This window comes from uncultured Algoriphagus sp. (assembly GCF_963974835.1).
Classification (GTDB): domain Bacteria; phylum Bacteroidota; class Bacteroidia; order Cytophagales; family Cyclobacteriaceae; genus Algoriphagus.
Genome location: NZ_CAXBET010000011.1, coordinates 24,148 through 40,645, shown reverse-complemented (window position 1 = coordinate 40,645; position 16,498 = coordinate 24,148). Strand labels below are relative to the sequence as shown.

Annotated in this window: 14 protein-coding genes and 1 tRNA gene; 1 reads left to right on the top strand and 14 read right to left on the bottom strand. The window is 38.9% G+C overall.

Annotated features, from left to right (window positions below):
• Positions 1–5: 5 nt before the first annotated feature.
• The 6 genes from trxB to AACZ73_RS17980 form a co-directional block, all read right to left on the bottom strand.
• Positions 6–950, bottom strand: a complete 945-nt coding sequence (gene trxB, locus AACZ73_RS18005) for a thioredoxin-disulfide reductase (RefSeq protein WP_339880013.1) — start codon at positions 948–950, stop codon at positions 6–8.
• A 178-nt stretch (positions 951–1,128) separates the two neighbouring features.
• Positions 1,129–1,992, bottom strand: a complete 864-nt coding sequence (locus tag AACZ73_RS18000) for a sigma-70 family RNA polymerase sigma factor (protein WP_057936313.1) — start codon at positions 1,990–1,992, stop codon at positions 1,129–1,131.
• Positions 1,993–2,059: 67 nt separating this feature from the next.
• Positions 2,060–4,201: a polyribonucleotide nucleotidyltransferase gene (gene pnp, locus AACZ73_RS17995; protein ID WP_339880011.1), complete on the bottom strand. Its 2,142-nt coding sequence runs from the start codon at positions 4,199–4,201 to the stop codon at positions 2,060–2,062.
• Between the two features lie 98 nt (positions 4,202–4,299).
• Positions 4,300–4,575, bottom strand: a complete 276-nt coding sequence (rpsO, locus tag AACZ73_RS17990) for a 30S ribosomal protein S15 (RefSeq protein WP_339880010.1) — start codon at positions 4,573–4,575, stop codon at positions 4,300–4,302.
• Positions 4,576–4,635: 60 nt separating this feature from the next.
• Positions 4,636–6,432 (bottom strand): LptF/LptG family permease, encoded by a 1,797-nt coding sequence (locus AACZ73_RS17985; protein WP_339880008.1) that lies wholly within the window; start codon positions 6,430–6,432, stop codon positions 4,636–4,638.
• 71 nt (positions 6,433–6,503) lie between these two features.
• The gene (locus AACZ73_RS17980) at positions 6,504–6,899 is read right to left on the bottom strand and encodes an START-like domain-containing protein (protein ID WP_339880006.1); all 396 of its coding nucleotides are present in this window, start codon (positions 6,897–6,899) and stop codon (positions 6,504–6,506) included.
• A gap of 370 nt (positions 6,900–7,269) precedes the next feature.
• Here AACZ73_RS17980 and AACZ73_RS17975 point away from each other — a divergent pair.
• Positions 7,270–7,343, top strand: a tRNA-Met gene (locus AACZ73_RS17975).
• Positions 7,344–7,491: 148 nt separating this feature from the next.
• Here AACZ73_RS17975 and AACZ73_RS17970 read toward each other — a convergent pair.
• The 8 genes from AACZ73_RS17970 to AACZ73_RS17935 all read right to left on the bottom strand — a co-directional run bounded on the left by AACZ73_RS17970 (position 7,492) and on the right by AACZ73_RS17935 (position 16,490).
• Positions 7,492–10,140 carry a glucosidase gene (locus AACZ73_RS17970; RefSeq protein WP_339880004.1) on the bottom strand — a complete coding sequence of 883 codons (2,649 nt, stop codon included), beginning with the start codon at positions 10,138–10,140 and terminating at the stop codon, positions 7,492–7,494.
• Between the two features lie 12 nt (positions 10,141–10,152).
• Complete coding sequence (locus AACZ73_RS17965; protein ID WP_339880003.1) at positions 10,153–10,971, bottom strand: SDR family oxidoreductase; 819 nt, start codon at positions 10,969–10,971, stop codon at positions 10,153–10,155.
• Between the two features lie 161 nt (positions 10,972–11,132).
• On the bottom strand, positions 11,133–11,477 hold the full coding sequence (gene rplT, locus AACZ73_RS17960) for a 50S ribosomal protein L20 (RefSeq protein WP_339880001.1): 345 nt from the start codon (positions 11,475–11,477) through the stop codon (positions 11,133–11,135).
• 110 nt (positions 11,478–11,587) lie between these two features.
• Complete coding sequence (rpmI, locus tag AACZ73_RS17955) at positions 11,588–11,782, bottom strand: 50S ribosomal protein L35 (RefSeq protein ID WP_339879999.1); 195 nt, start codon at positions 11,780–11,782, stop codon at positions 11,588–11,590.
• A 25-nt stretch (positions 11,783–11,807) separates the two neighbouring features.
• Positions 11,808–12,362 (bottom strand): translation initiation factor IF-3, encoded by a 555-nt coding sequence (gene infC / locus AACZ73_RS17950; RefSeq protein WP_339879997.1) that lies wholly within the window; start codon positions 12,360–12,362, stop codon positions 11,808–11,810.
• 87 nt (positions 12,363–12,449) lie between these two features.
• Entirely contained in the window at positions 12,450–14,396 is a 1,947-nt protein-coding gene (gene thrS, locus AACZ73_RS17945) for a threonine--tRNA ligase (RefSeq protein ID WP_339879995.1), read from the bottom strand.
• Between the two features lie 183 nt (positions 14,397–14,579).
• On the bottom strand, positions 14,580–15,836 hold the full coding sequence (locus AACZ73_RS17940; RefSeq protein ID WP_339879994.1) for a 6-bladed beta-propeller: 1,257 nt from the start codon (positions 15,834–15,836) through the stop codon (positions 14,580–14,582).
• A gap of 84 nt (positions 15,837–15,920) precedes the next feature.
• Positions 15,921–16,490 (bottom strand): hypothetical protein, encoded by a 570-nt coding sequence (locus AACZ73_RS17935; protein WP_339879993.1) that lies wholly within the window; start codon positions 16,488–16,490, stop codon positions 15,921–15,923.
• Between the last annotated feature and the right edge of the window lie 8 nt (positions 16,491–16,498).

Below are 16,498 nucleotides of genomic sequence, written 5' to 3'. Positions count from 1 at the left end.
TGGGTTTAATCATTCTCGAACTCAGCCAAATACCGCTCGGCATCCAAGGCAGCCATACAGCCAGTACCTGCAGCAGTCACTGCTTGTCGATAGATATTATCCTGTGCATCTCCACATGCAAAAACACCTTCGACGTTGGTTTTGGTACTTCCTGGGATAGTTTTGATATATCCGGCTTCATCCATGTGGATAAAATCTTTGAAGATGCCGGTATTTGGTTGATGACCAATAGCAACAAAGAAGCCAGAAATAGCGATTATTGATTTTTCTCCTGATTTATTGTTATAGATTCTTACACCAGTTACTTCCTCATCTCCCAAAATTTCATCTGTCTCTGTATTCCAGAGAATTTCGATCTTAGGATTATTCATTACACGCTTTTGCATGATCTGCGATGCACGCATTTCATCTTTTCGAATGAGCATATACACTTTGCTACAAATATTAGAAAGATAAGAAGCTTCCTCACAAGCCGTATCTCCAGCTCCTACAATGGCTACTTCCTGACCTCTAAAGAAAAATCCATCACAAACTGCACAGGCAGAAACACCTTTGCCATTCAACCGGGCTTCGCTTTCAATTCCTAACCACTTGGCAGAGGCTCCGGTGGAAATCAAAACTGTATCTGCATGAATGGTAACTTGCTCATCTATGACTACAGTATGTGGGGTGGTACTGAAATCCACGCTTGTAGCTAAGCCATATCTTACCTGAGCCCCAAATCGTTCTGCTTGTTTTCTGAAGTCTTCCATCATCTCAGGGCCAGTCACACTGTTAGGATACCCTGGGTAATTTTCTACATCATTGGTGATGGTAAGCTGACCACCTGGCTGTCCGCCAGTATATAATACAGGTGAAAGACCTGCTCTGGAAGCATATATAGCTGCGGTATAACCCGCGGGTCCTGATCCGATGATCAAAACTTTTACTTTTTCAATTTCTGGTTTCATTAATAGGAAGTATTAAATCGGGCAAATTTTACGAATTCTGCTTTAGTAACAAAGTTGCATGTTGTTAAAATTCCATAAGTAGTTGACTTAATATAAATATCAAACTACCATTGGTACTAAGGCAAAAAAGATGAAATAAAAAAGGGGGCTTTAGACCCCCTTTATATTGTGTACTTGCTTATCCGAGGTAAGGTTTTAGCGTCTTACTACGGGATGTATGTCTCAGACGGCGTATTGCCTTCTCTTTGATTTGTCTTACTCGCTCTCTTGTTAGGTTGAATTTCTCTCCGATTTCTTCCAAAGTCATTGCATGCTCTCCATTCAATCCAAAGTAAAGCGTGATCACATCAGCTTCTCTTTGAGTCAAGGTAGATAGTGCGCGTTGAACTTCTTTACGAAGGGAATCATTCATTAGGCCATCATCCGGCTTTTCATCACCGTCATTCTCCAATACGTCCAAAAGGCTATTTTCCTCACCTTGTACGAATGGAGCATCCATAGACACGTGACGACCTGAAATCTTCATGGTATCCACTACTTCATTGGCAGTAACTTCTAGCACTTCAGCCAGTTCTTCAGGAGACGGTTCACGCTCGAATTTCTGCTCCAACTCGCTGAACGTCTTGCTAATCTTATTCAATGAACCTACTCGGTTCAATGGAAGACGAACGATTCTAGACTGCTCCGCCAATGCCTGAAGGATAGATTGTCTAATCCACCATACAGCGTAAGAGATAAATTTAAATCCACGAGTTTCATCAAATCGCTGTGCAGCCTTGATCAAACCAAGGTTTCCCTCATTGATCAAATCTCCCAAAGAAAGCCCTTGGTTTTGGTACTGCTTGGCAACTGATACTACAAATCGAAGGTTGGCTTTTGTCAATTTTTCCAGCGCCAATTGGTCACCTTCTCTAATTCTTTTAGCCAAAACTACCTCTTCGTCTGCTGTCAACAGGTCAACTTTTCCAATCTCTTGAAGATATTTATCCAGGGATTGACTTTCTCTGTTGGTAATCTGTTTGCTAATCTTTAGCTGCCTCATTCAGGAATATGATTTGTGAAATTTAATAGTTTATGAGAATCAAATTAATCAAATGTTTCGATTAACCTTATGCGTTTGGTGTTGGTTTTTCAGGTTTTGGCAATAAGGCCTTTCTTGAAAGCTTAAATTTGCCTGTTTTCTTATCGACGTCGATCAATTTAACTTGTATTTCTTCTCCTGGCTCAAGTACACCGTCCATAGTCTCAACACGCTCGTGCTTGATCTCGGAGATATGAAGTAAACCATCCTTACCCGGCATAAATTCCACAAAGGCGCCAAAAGGTTGGATATTTTTTACTTTACCTGTATAAGTCTCTCCTATTTCAGGCTGAGCAACGATTGCTTTAATACGAGCAAGTGCAGCATTAAGTTTATCCTGATTTGCAGAGAAGATGTTGATCTTTCCTTGATTGTCAATCTCTTCTATTACAATAGTAGCTCCAGTATCCTTCTGGATTTCCTGAATTACTTTACCTCCAGGTCCGATTACAGCACCGATCAATTCCTTAGGAATCATCATGACAAATGATCTTGGAGTATGAGGTTTCAATTCTGGCTTCGGAGCAGCAAGAGTTTTGGTGATCTCATCCAAAATATGAAGTCTACCATCTTTTGCCTGAAGCAAAGCTTCTTTCAAAACAGAATAATCCAATCCTTCTACTTTCAAATCCATCTGGCAAGCAGTGATTCCTTTGGAAGTACCTGTTACTTTGAAATCCATATCACCTAGGTGATCTTCGTCTCCCAAAATGTCTGAAAGGATAGAATATTTACCAGTCTTAGCATCAGAGATCATTCCCATTGCGATACCAGTTACTGCTGATTTGATAGGAATACCAGCATCCATCAGTGCTAATGATCCGGCACATACGGTAGCCATAGACGAAGAACCGTTTGATTCCAAAATGTCTGAAACAATACGGATAGTGTATGGATTCTGATCAGCAGGAGGAAGAACTTTCTTCAAAGCTCTCATAGCTAAGTTACCATGACCTACTTCTCTTCTTCCTGGACCTCTATTAGGTTTTACTTCACCTGTGGAGAAGCCTGGGAAATTATAGTGTAGGTAGAATTTGTTGTAACCGGAAATAGTTGCTCCATCTACCATCATCTCGTCCATTTTAGTACCTAAAGTACAAGTGGTCAATGATTGAGTTTCTCCTCGGGTAAATACTGCGGATCCGTGAGCAGATGGTAAGTAATCAACAACAGACCAGATAGGTCTTACTTCGTCAAGTTTTCTACCATCCAATCTTTTCTTTTCGTCCAAGGTCAAATTTCTAGCTGCTTCCTTATGGATTTTGCTAAAATACGGACCGATTAGGCTTGCTTCAAACTCATGCTCCTCGCCTAGGCTAGCTACGAATTCTTCTTTAATTTCTTTAATAAAAGCAGAACGCTCAGATTTGTTAGCAATTTGCTTGCTTACTGAAGCATACAATTTATCGTAAACTTCTGCTCTCATTTTATCGAAAAGTGCTGGATCAGACTTCTCGTGATTGTATTCTCTTTTTACTTCTTTGCCTACAAGCTTTGTAAGCTCGATTTGAGCATGACAATGTCTCTTGATCTCATCATGAGCATATTGCATAGCTTCCAGCATTTCTTCCTCCTGGATCTCGTTAGCTTCACCTTCCACCATTAGAATGAAGTCAAGTGAACCGGCAACGATAAATTCCAAAGAAGCAGTTTCCAACTCAGTTGGAGTTGGGTTGATTTTCAATTTACCATCGATTTTCGCAACGCGAACTTCAGAGATAGGACCATTGAAAGGAATATCAGATACAGCTAGCGCCGCGGAAGCAGCAAGTCCAGCCAATGCATCTGGAAGCACATCATCATCGCCACTAATAAGTGTAATGGCAATCTGAGTATCTGCATGATAATCATCCGGGAAAATCGGGCGAATAGCTCTATCTACGATTCGGCTAATCAAAATCTCGTAATCAGAAAGTCTTCCTTCTCTCTTCAAAAATCCTCCAGGAATTTTTCCTGATGAAGCAAATTTCTCTTGGTAGTCAACTGACATAGGTAAAAAATCCACCCCTTCTCCAGCTTCCTTCTTGGATACTACTGTAGCCAGAAGCATAGCCTTTCCCATCTTTACTACTACAGATCCATCAGCCTGTTTAGCCAATGCACCCGTTTCTATTATAATTTCTCTGCCATCTTCTAGGGTGATGGTCTTGGTGATTAAATTCGGTAACATAAATGATTGTTAGTTTGCGTCGTAAGTGATAAAAGTGCAGGTATAACCTTAAAAATAAAAAAGTAAGGTTCTCACTCAAGAGAACCTTACTAGATTGGTTATTTTCTGATTCCTAGCTCGGCGATGATTGCTCTGTATCGCTCGATCTCTTTCTTGTGTAGGTAATCCAATAGGCTTCTTCTTTTACCTACTAGTTTCAACAAACCAAGTCTTGAGGAGTGATCCTTCTTATTTGACTTCAAATGCTCAGTCAAATGCTTGATTCTGTGTGTAAAGAGGGCAATCTGAGACTCAGGTGATCCTGTGTCAGTAGCAGATTTTAACCGTCCATGATTCTTAAATAACTCTTCTTTAATCTCTGAGGATAAATACATGTTTAGCTAAATTTTGTAAAACAACCACAAAGGTAAGATTTATTTTGAGAATATAAAAGCTTAATTAGGTTTTGAACCAAGAACTTTAAAGCGTTTCTGAATGCTTTTCCAAATGCTTACGTAGAAGTCTGGCTCGAACAATCTTGCATCCTTTCTAGCCTGCTTCACAAAGAACAATCCGAATGGAATTAGGCACAAGTTGGAAAACCAAGTTCCAAATAAAGGATCGGCAATACCTTCTTTAGCCCACTTCTCCCCTGTGATGGTAAGCATATAATAAACTATGAAGAAAATTATAGAAATCAGTACAGGCATTCCCAATCCGCCCTTTTTGATAATAGCTCCAAGCGGCGCACCTATCAGAAACATGGCGAAGCAAGCGAAAGCTTGGGTGTATTTCTGATACCATGCGATCTGATATCTTCTATAATCCCTCTCGTAATTATCAATCTGGGTTTTCTTGATGTTAAAATTGTTCTTTAGGTTGCGTGAATTATTCAATGCCGTAGTGATCGCTGTTTGCCCATAGCCTCTATTGGTAACAAGTGAATCAATTTTTTCTCTTTCCTCATCTGTCAAAGCCATCTTTCGTGGCCCTTTGGCAGGTTTATTTAATACTTCATTGGCTGTAGTATCCAACTCGGGTAATTTATCTGCTACTGGTGGATTTCTATTTTTGCGTTTAGCATCGCGGAATAAGGAATCACTCGTGGATACCTCCTTACTACCAGCTACCGATTTTTTGGAAGTAATTTCCGAATCGCCAGCGATGGTTATATTTTTGGATTCTGGCCCATCAATTACCACTGAAGAAGTGTCTTTATTGGCCAAAGTCTTTATTTGTTCCAGAGAATCCAACACTGCTTTTTCCTTTCGCATTTTCTTTATTCGGACCGAGTCATCTAATGCTTTTCTTTTAAGAATCTCATCGTTAGGTGTAAATTTCCTATCCCTCGTGAAAAACGGATATACACTTTCTGCCGATTGATAATTTTGATAGCGCTGCTCATTAACTAAAGTCGCGATGGAGTCTAACCCCAATCTTATCTGGGAGATGTTTTTTATGGATCTATTGGTTGACCATGCATCCTCTGCCGTTCGGTTTAGCTTGAATGTGTTATTTAGGTCAAATACGATTTCGTTTGCATCGAAGGATATCCTGTCAAATTCCACAGGCTTTTCCTTTATCCCTCTAGTAGTCCTAGCTTCCTTATAGTTTTTCCCATGATACAAGGACAGCTTCATGTAGTTTTCATTAAAAAATGGCTCCATCCTACCCGAGTCTGCAATTGTCACATTTAAATTACCGGTGTTGCCTTCCGAATGGTTATAAATCAAAATATTCTTGAGCCCATACTCCCCTACCTTCTCGTTTACTTTGATGCTATATCCTGGAATACCACTGTAAAAAACTCCAGCTTTAATATCCAATGCCGGGGATTTCATACGTATGTCGTAAAGCAAGCTGAACGTCTTAAGATTTACTTTCGGTACCAAATAGTTATTGGAAAGATAGGCTGCAAAAGCTAGTACAATCACAAATACACCAATTGGCCTTAGAGCTCTAAGTAAAGAAATTCCGCTACTCTTAATTGCTGTAAGCTCAAAATGCTCTCCCAGATTACCGAAAGTCATCAAGCTTGATAGTAATACCGCTAGCGGCAATGCCATGGGTGAGATACTGATGACGAAATACCCGATTAGCTCAGCGTAAATCCAAAAACTCAGGCCCTTACCAAAAATCTCGTCAAAGTATTTCAGCATGTTGACAGTCAACAGGATGAAATCCACGACAATAAAAGTCAATAAAAATGGGCCTAAAAAAGACCCAAGTATAAGTTTATCTAGTTTCTTCATTATTCAAACTGCTCACTAGGCAAATACGAAGCCTATGAGTCGAAGTTCAAATTTGGTTAATTCAATTGAGATTACCCACCAATAATATCTTTCAATCTCACTATCAATCCTTCCCAAATAGCTACCAGCTCTTCGTCATCGTAGCCATCTGAATAATCTATAACTTTCAAAAATAGGGTTTGAGTCAATTCATTTTCTTCTAGTTTGAATTCTATAAATGCGTGATCAGATTCATCCGGGTTCTTGGGATCATAAAATTCGAATTTCACATGTGAATTACTTCTCTGTGAAGCTAGACGGGCGTAATGATCTTCGCTGTCAAAATTGAAGATATAGTTTTTATCCTCGTTTATTCTCACTTCGTCGGCAAACCATTCCTCCAATCCACTTGCTGTACTCAAATAATGGAAAACTATTTTTTTGGAGGCATTAATTTGATAATCAGCCACAAACTTATTTTTAACCATGATAATTGATTTTACACTATGTAAAAAATTACTTTTTTAAAGAACGTCAACTTGCATTTCACAATACAAGACCTCATATTTGCATTCCCATTCGAAAGGGAGGTTTTCTGGGTTGATAATATACGGTTGTCAACTAATTTTATTGACTGATGAAAGTGCTTTAATATAGGCATTAATTTCAAAAATCAATACCCAAAAAATGTTTCTGAGTTTTTAGAAACTGTCCGAAGTATTAGAACTAAAATTATTCATACATAGCGAGATGTCTCGATTGTCTGGATAGTTATGCGGAGAGTGAAGGATTCATATCCGCTGAGTCGGACGGAAGCTCAAATCCCCTGATTGAAATAGTAAAAAGAAATTATAAAATGGCGAGGTAGCTCAGTTGGTTAGAGCGCAGGATTCATAACCCTGAGGTCGGGAGTTCAAATCTCCCTCTCGCTACTCAAAGGCTTTCAGAAATGGAAGCCTTTCTTATTTTTAATGGTAATGAAATCGTAGCTTAATTTCTTGAAAAATGGCTTCGTGTTAAATATTTGGTGTTTACCCACATAAATCAATCAAGGGGTACACAGTAAGATTTCTTCCTACTTCACTTAGAATTACTTTTCTTTATTTCATCAATTAAATTTGCAACCAATGCAGTCCAACCAGTTTGATGTGAGGCACCTATCCCCCTTCCGTTTTCTCCGTGAAAGTATTCATAAAATAGAATAAGGTCCTTAAAATGCTCGTCTCGGTACCATTTGCTATGAAGTAAATTGACTGTACGGTCCCCATTCTCATTCTTCTCAAAAATACTGATCAGACGCTTACTCAATTCAATACTGATTTCATTAAGATCAAGTAGGTTGGTTGATCCAGTAGGATATTCAAACTTTAGTTCTTTCCCAGCAAACTTAAAATATTCCTTCAGCGCATCGATAAATAGGTAATTTATAGGAAACCAAACCGGGCCTCTCCAATTTGAATTGCCTCCAAAAAGCGATGTGGTAGACTCTGCGGGTTCATACCCAATACCATAATCTACCTCATCAATAATGATATTGTATGGAGTTTCATAGATTTTCGATAATGATCTCAATCCGTGAGGGCTTAAAAATTCCTTTTCATCCAATAAAGCTTTCAATAATTTTCTAGCTCTATTCTCAGGAACTAAAGCCAAGAGCAAATCTTTTCCTTCCCGATAATTTTGAATCACTTTATATTTAAGCTTATCCCTGCGGTATTTTACAAACCATAATACGCTTCTTCGGAACTTTGGAAGCTCCTCTAATACTTCTTTTTTAATACAAAATACAGCTGCCAGTGAGAGCATTCCTGCAATGGATCTCACCTTAATAGGTATTAAACTACTTTCCGGTAGAATGAGCTGATCGTAAAAAAAAGCATCCTTATCATCCCAAATACCTTCGAAATCATTACTCATTTTATTCAGTGCCTCAGCGATAAATACAAAGTGCCCAAAATACTTGGTGGCCATGTCTTCATAGATATCGTCTTCCAGCGCCAATTCTAGGCTTATCTGAAGCATATTCTGACAAAATAAGGTCATCCATGCAGTTCCATCCACTTGTTCAAGAATACCATTCCCGGGAACTCCCTTACTTCTATCGAAAACACCAATATTATCCAGCCCTAGAAACCCTCCTTCAAATACGTTATTGGCTCTTCCATCCAGTCTATTAACCCACCAAGTGAAGTTTAGACTTAATTTATTGAACATCCTTTTCAAAAACTTAATATCTCCCTTTCCGGTAGCATTTTTTTCCATTAGAAAGATCTTGATGGAAGCCCAAGCCTGAACGGGAGGATTCACATCGCTTAAAGCCCATTCATATGCCGGAATCTGCCCGTCCGGAGACATATACCATTCCTTTGTAAAAAGTAACAGCTGATTTTTTGCGAAGTCAGGATCTATCAATGCAAGCGTGACACAATGGAAAGCCGTATCCCAAGCGGCATACCAAGGATATTCCCACGTATCGGGCATAAGCATAATATCATGGTTGCGAAGCTTATCCCATGTACTATTCCTGCCATTTAATCGGGAAACAGGAGGTTTCGGCTCTTTAGGATCTCCTTCCAGCCAAGTCTCTACATCGTAATTATAGTATTGCTTTGACCATAGCAATCCTGCAAATGCCTGCTTCTGGATTTCAGCTTGATCCTTGGAAACTCCCGAGATGATTGCATCATAAAACTTAGCAGATTCTGATTTCCTTGCATTTAAAATGGCTTCAAAATCTTCATTAAATGGGTTTTCTAATCTTTCCTTCGAAAGCCTCAATCGAATTACAATTTCTCCACCTGCTTCTACATTTCGCTGATATAAAGGAGAAAACTTAGTCCCGCTTTTATTCTGGGTAGTTTTGGAAAAGTCGTTAGTAATGACTGCATCATGAAAGAGATCTTTTTTGAAAGGATGATCATTTTCTACTCCAAATATTTTTTCTGTGTTTGTCTCATTTTCAGTAAAAAGTAGCTGATCAGCATCTTCAAAATACAAATTATATTCTCCTACATAAATGTGCGAAATAGAGACGTAAGTAGTTTTGCCTTCAACTTGTTTTGTAATGGAAGGCATTGGATCCATATCCCGAAAACTCCAATAATTCCGTATCCATAAGGTCGGTAAAATACTTATAGGAGCCGATTCTGTAAACCTGTTTGTAACAGTGAATTGAATCAGCAAATCTTCTTCATCGGCTTTTGCATATTCTGTGATCACATCGAAATACGCATTTCCATCAAAAATATCAGTATCAAGAATCTCGTATTCTAAATCCTCTCTGCTTCTTCTTTGGTTTTCTTTTAAAAGCTCTTCGTAAGGATATTCATTTTGACTGTATTTATACAGCTGTTTCATGTATGAATGGGTAGGTGTATTGTCTAAATAGTAATACAACTCCTTTACATCTTCCCCATGATTACCTTGGTTTCCAGTGAGTCCAAAAAGTCGTTCCTTCAAAATTGGGTCTTTACCGTTCCAAAGTGCAAGTGCAAAACAGATGTTACAATATTCATCTGAAATACCAGCAATTCCATCTTCACCCCAGCGATAGACCCTTGATCTAGCATGATCGTGTGGAAAATATTCCCAAGCACTACCATCTGGGCTATAGTCTTCCCTCACAGTACCCCATTGTCTTTCACTCAAATAGGGTCCCCATTTTAACCATTTTTTTTCCTTCCTATTTTTCTCCAGTATGCGTTGCTGCTCAGCAGATTCTTCAGACATAAACTTTAAAATTTAACCGTTCTCCGTAAATCCAGGATAGCAAGTCATGCCTCCGTCTACAAATATGGTAGTGCCGTTAATATACTCGGATTCATCTGAAGCAAGCCACGCGGCTGTACTTCCAATATCCTCCGGTACTCCTATTCTTTTATAGGGGATTAGTTTATTTAGTTTATCTAAAGCTTGTTGGTCATCCCAGACAGATTTGTTTATTGGAGTCTGAATAGCCCCAGGAGCGATACTGTTACATCGAACTTTGAGCGGAGCATATTCCTGACAAATACTTTGCATTAACATAACAATTGCTCCTTTTGTTGCAGCATAATTAGCATGTCCGGCCCAGGGAATAATCTGATGAACAGAGCTTGTGTGAATAATCTTACCTAAAGAACTTGAGACTTCAGGACGCATCCCACGCCTCAGAAATTCCCGGATTGCTTCCCTGGCACATAAAAACTGCCCAGTAAGATTTACATCCAGTACTAGCTGCCAATCTTCAAGTTTCATTTCGTGCAAGCTAGAGTCTCTTTGAAGTCCTGCATTAGGCACGCATATATCCACAGTTCCAAAATGATCAACAGCTTGCTTGAACATACGGATCACCTGATCCTCTTTGCTTACATCACACTTCACAGCAATTGCACCTCCGCAATGGTCATCTTTAATAATCGCATGGGCTATTTCCTCTGCTTTTTCCGGATTGGAAATGTAATTAATAATTACGTTAGCTCCTTCTCTACCAAGAGCATATGCAATAGCTTCCCCTATCCCGGAGTTTGCTCCAGTGACTAAAGCTGTTTGACCAAGTAATCGCTTATTAATTTTTTGCATGGATTGTTTAAAGATTTTCTATCGCAGTTTTCTGACACAGAATAGGATTAATCATTCTTTACAATCTATAAATATGCGATAGTAATTTATTAACTAAAAAGTACCTGAAATAAAAAAGCCTTCCCGAGGGAAGGCTTCCAATAAAATAAGACAGTGCAACCTTATTTTACACTTTCAACTACAGCTTGAAATGCTACTGGGTGATTCATGGCCAAGTCAGCAAGCACCTTACGGTTAAGCTCAACTCCACCTTTCTTCAATAAACCCATTAATTGAGAATAGGACACGCCGTGCATTCTTGCACCTGCGTTGATACGCTGAATCCACAAAGCTCTGAATTCTCTTTTCTTAGCTTTACGGTCTCTGTACGCATACTGAAGACCTTTCTCGTACTTGTTTTTGGCTACTGTCCATACGTTGCTACCTCTTCCGAAGTAACCTCTTGTGGCTTTTAGCACTTTTTTTCTTCTTGCTCTGGACGCTACCGCGTTTACCGATCTAGGCATAGTGTTTTGTTTTTTGACAGTTGGTGCCCCGAGTGATCGAGATCTTGATTACCAAAATGTCTGGTGAATAAATAAACCTTAATTAATTGATTTTAAGCTACTGCAGAGAATCAGATTCTCAACATGTCTCTTACTCTACCTTCGTCAGACTCATGAACTAGACCAGTTTTAGTCAGGTTATGCTTTCTTTTAGTAGATTTTTTGGTTAGGATGTGGCTTTTGAAAGCATGTTTCCTTTTGATTTTGCCGGTTCCTGTTAAAGTGAACCTCTTCTTTGCACTGGATTTGGTTTTTACCTTTGGCATTTTGCTGTATTTATTTAGTTGAAATTTATTTCTTTCCTGCCTTCGGAGCGATGAAGATGTTCATTCTCTTACCTTCCATCTTTGGAAGCTGCTCTACTGCACCATATTCTGCTAGAGCCTGAGCAAATTTCAGAAGCAACATCTCTCCTCTTTCTTTAAACACAATACTACGTCCCACGAAGTGCACATAAGCTTTCACTTTTGCTCCTTCTTTTAAGAATCCAATAGCATGCTTCAATTTGAAATTAAAATCATGTTCATCCGTATTCGGTCCGAATCTGATTTCTTTCAAAACAATCTTGGCTGCATTGGACTTGATCTCCTTTTGCTTCTTTTTCTGCTCGTACTTAAACTTTGCGTAATCTAGAATTTTACAAACTGGAGGTTCGACGTTAGGAGAGATCTCTACAAGATCCAAATCATTATCCTGAGCTAGTTTGATCGCTTTATCGAGGGGCAGCAATGCGTTGCCGCCATCTACGAAATCGCCAACCAGTCTAACTTCACGAGCTCTGATTTTATGGTTTACTTTATAAGGTTCTTCTTGTCTACCTCTATAGGGTTGTCTTTGGTTTCTCAAGTTTGCGTTGATTGTTTTTATGAAATTGGATGCAAATATCGGAATTATTTCTAATTAAGAAAAACTGAATTAAATAATACAGCCTTATTACTTACTTAATGACGCTGAAATAATGCCTTGAAAATAATTAATAAACTCCTCTGGAGAGAAATTACCTAGATCACCTTCACCATGCTTACGGACAGAAAGCTTTCGCTCTTCCTGCTCCTTTTCTCCCACTATCAGCATAAAAGGCACTTTTTTAACTTCTGAATCACGGATTTTTCGCCCGATCTTTTCATCTCTGTTGTCAATAGAACCTGAAATGCCTACCTCTTCGAGGATTGACTTAATTTCTTCAGCATATTCTACATATTTTTCAGAAATAGGCAAAATATTAATCTGTTCAGGTGAAAGCCATAATGGGAAGTTGCCTGCACAGTGCTCGATAAGCACTGCTACAAAACGCTCCAGAGAACCAAATGGCGCTCTGTGGATCATCACGGGTCTATGCTTCTGGTTGTCCGAGCCTATATATTCCAACTCGAATCTTTCTGGTAAGTTATAATCTACCTGGATAGTTCCCAACTGCCATTTTCTTCCCAAAGCATCCTTTACCATAAAGTCCAGCTTAGGACCATAAAATGCAGCCTCGCCAAGCTCAGTCACAGTGATTAACCCTTTCTCAGCAGCTGCTTCGATAATTGCGCTTTCAGCCTTGTTCCAGTTTTCATCGCCACCTATGTATTTGGAAGGATTTTCTGGATCTCTCAAAGAAATTTGTGCAGTGAAATCTTCAAAACCCAAAGCTTTGAATACATACAATACCAAGTCAATTACTTTGACAAACTCCTCTTTCACCTGATCTGGACGACAGAAGATATGTGCATCATCCTGGGTAAATCCTCGAACACGGGTCAAGCCGTGAAGCTCACCACTTTGCTCATAACGATATACCGTACCAAATTCTGCATAGCGAATTGGTAGCTCTTTATAGGAATGTGGCTTATGCTTATAGATCTCGCAGTGATGCGGACAGTTCATTGGTTTCAGCAAAAACTCCTCACCTTCATGGGGAGTGGCAATTGGCTGAAAAGAATCCTTGCCATATTTCTCATAATGACCTGAAGTCTCATATAAAACTTTATGGCCAATATGCGGAGTAATCACCTGCTGATAACCTGCCTTATCCTGTGCTTTTTTCAGGAAATTAACCAAACGCTCTCTAAGTAAGGTTCCCTTCGGCAACCAAAGTGGAAGGCCTGCACCTACTTTCTCAGAGAATGTGAAAAGCTCTAGCTCGCGTCCAAGTTTCCTGTGATCGCGTTTCTTAGCTTCTTCCAGCAAAGTCAAATAGTCAGTCAGCTCTTTGGCTTTCGGGAAAGTAACTCCATAAATACGGGTAAGCATTTTACGGTTCTCATCCCCTCTCCAATATGCTCCGGCAATGTTTGTAAGCTTTACAGCCTTTACAAAACCTGTATTTGGAATATGCGGTCCACGACAAAGATCCACGAAGTTTCCCTGCTGATAGAACGTAATAGAACCATCTTCCAGTCCTTCCAAAAGGTCTAGCTTATATTCATCACCTTTTTTCTGGAAATAGTCAATGGCATCTTTCTTGGAAATATCAGTTCGGATATATTCATTCTTCTCACGAGCCAACTCGATCATTTTCTTCTCGATGGCTTCCAATTCTGAACCATCCAGCGTCTTATCACCGAAGTCTACATCATAATAGAAACCTGTTTCAATCGGAGGCCCAATACCGAATTTGATGCCTGGGTGTAGTGCTTCCAAAGCTTCTGCAAGCAAGTGAGCGGATGAGTGCCAAAAGGTATTTTTGCCTTCCCCGTCATTCCAAGTCAACAATTGGATGGATGAATCCTCGTTGATAGCTCGGGTAGCATCCCAAACCTGTCCGTTTACTTTTGCGGCTAGAACGTTTCTCGCTAAACCCTCGCTGATACTTGCAGCAATCTGTAGTCCGGTAGTTCCTTTTTCGTACTCCTTCACAGTGCCATCTGGAAGGGTAATGTTAATAAGTTGTGACATGTGTAAAATTAGTTCTGCCCATACAAAAAGGCATAAAGATTAAGTTGCAAATATGCACAAGAGCGATGCAACCAAAAAATATATGGGAAAGGAATATGGAAATGAAGCCTTATTTCATGTGTTTATATTTGGTTTTTTATGGTCACATGGAATCTCGCATTGAATAATCATCACATTGGATGACTATTGAGTCATGCCTGCTTGTCCAGTAGGAAGGCTCGATTTCTTCGTGGTATACACAATCAGTACAGGATTTTCGGAATCTTTAGCTGCAAAAGCCACTTGTGCAAAGTTCTTTCCTTTGCCTTTTACATATTCTTCGAAGCCATCCTTACCGAGTTCGGCTTTCTTTATCTGTAGTTCTTCGAAAAGAAATCTTCCAGGTAGATAAAACCCAACCTTATCTGTGGAAAAGAGATGAGTAAAAGAAAAAGGATCAATGGATTCATCACTATCATTTTTCAATCTTCCATTAAGAATATGTGTTTTTTTGGCATTTCTATCGAAAAATATCATATAAAAACTTTCCTCATATTTGAAGTCCGCATATAGTTGAGATTCTGTTACATACCAGCCGTAGGGTACGAAGTATAACTTTGCTCTATGATTAATAAAATCAAGTTCATCAACACTGCTCAAGTTCTCGCTATTTTTCTTTAGTTGCTCAATAGACTGTTTATAATAACCAAAATCAAAAACAAATTTCGGAAAAAAAATTCCATCTTTGGTGACCATTATGGTGTCATTAAAAGGTCGTCCAAAGTAGATTTTATTTTCTTTAATGAAAGACCGTTGGCTTGAATAATTACCATAATATCCATCCTCTTGGTACAAAAAAGATCTTAGTGTATCCTGAAAAAATTCGTTTACGCTCTCCACAAAGTATTGGCCATTACTCACACCCCTTACTTTATTATAAAAATAATAGCGTTTTTCCTCTTCAGAAAACACCCCAGAACCATTTTGTTTTTCAAGTTTTTCCTCTCGAAGAAATTTACCTTCCATGCTAAACCACATTAGTTTAGGAGGGTAAACACCAAGTAACAATACTTCATTTTTTACTATTATAGCATTATCTAAATCAAGGTATTTCTCAGGACCTTCCCCATAGCTTCTCAATTTATGTAGGAATTTTCCTGATCTATTAAAAATTTGAATACACTTGCAGCCGAATTTATCCAGCGTGAAGATCTTATCCTCATGAAAAAATATTTTATTTAAGCCTCCTAATTGAGCATCCTCGGAATCATCCTGTAGCCAGATGTACTCTATTTCAGATTCAAAAAATTCGGAGAGTTTACCCTCTCTGGCTTCGGAAAGGTCAACTTTAATAATTTCTAAGCCATCACTGGCTTCATCCGAATTTACCTTATCATTAGAAGAACAGGAAAAGAAAACGCTGGATATAAGGAGAAGGAAAAGAAAAAAACGCTTCTGCATTATATGCTCATTATTTCAATATCCACTAAAAAGCTTCTTTTGATTTGGAGTGTAAGCATTTTATAGAATGGAAAGACAATTAGTTTAAAAACTCTTTCCAAAACTCAATCCTGCCCAATAAGGATTGAAAGACCAATTTCCTCCTGTTCTCGACGGAAAGTCAATAATTGGGGTATATGCAACCCTAAAAAAGAATCCACCCTCAGGCTTCTGGTATCTATATCCAATTCTAACAGGAATGAATCCACTAAAGACCACCTTATCATTAGTTTCGAATGTTTCCTCGTCAAAATCTATAATGCTGTCTAAGTAAGAAGTCACTCCAGCCCCCAATTCCAGATGGTGGTTTGATTTACCATAGAATGCTGTTAGCTCAACTGGTATAGCTGGTAGCCATCTTGTATTAGAAATTGATCCCTGATACCACATGGAAAACCCTGCACTAGCACTTAGCTTCAGCTTCCCTTTTTGATGGAAAACTCTCCCATAGGTAAATGCATACTGTCCTGCGTTCCCTCCAAGTTCTAGATAGACTATATTTTTTGCAGTAAATTTCTCTGCTTCCGATTGAGCCTTACTTTCTACAGAAATAAATAAAAATAATGCACCAAAAGTGACTAAAAATGGCTTGAATAAAGTTCTTTTGTCCTTCATTCAACTAA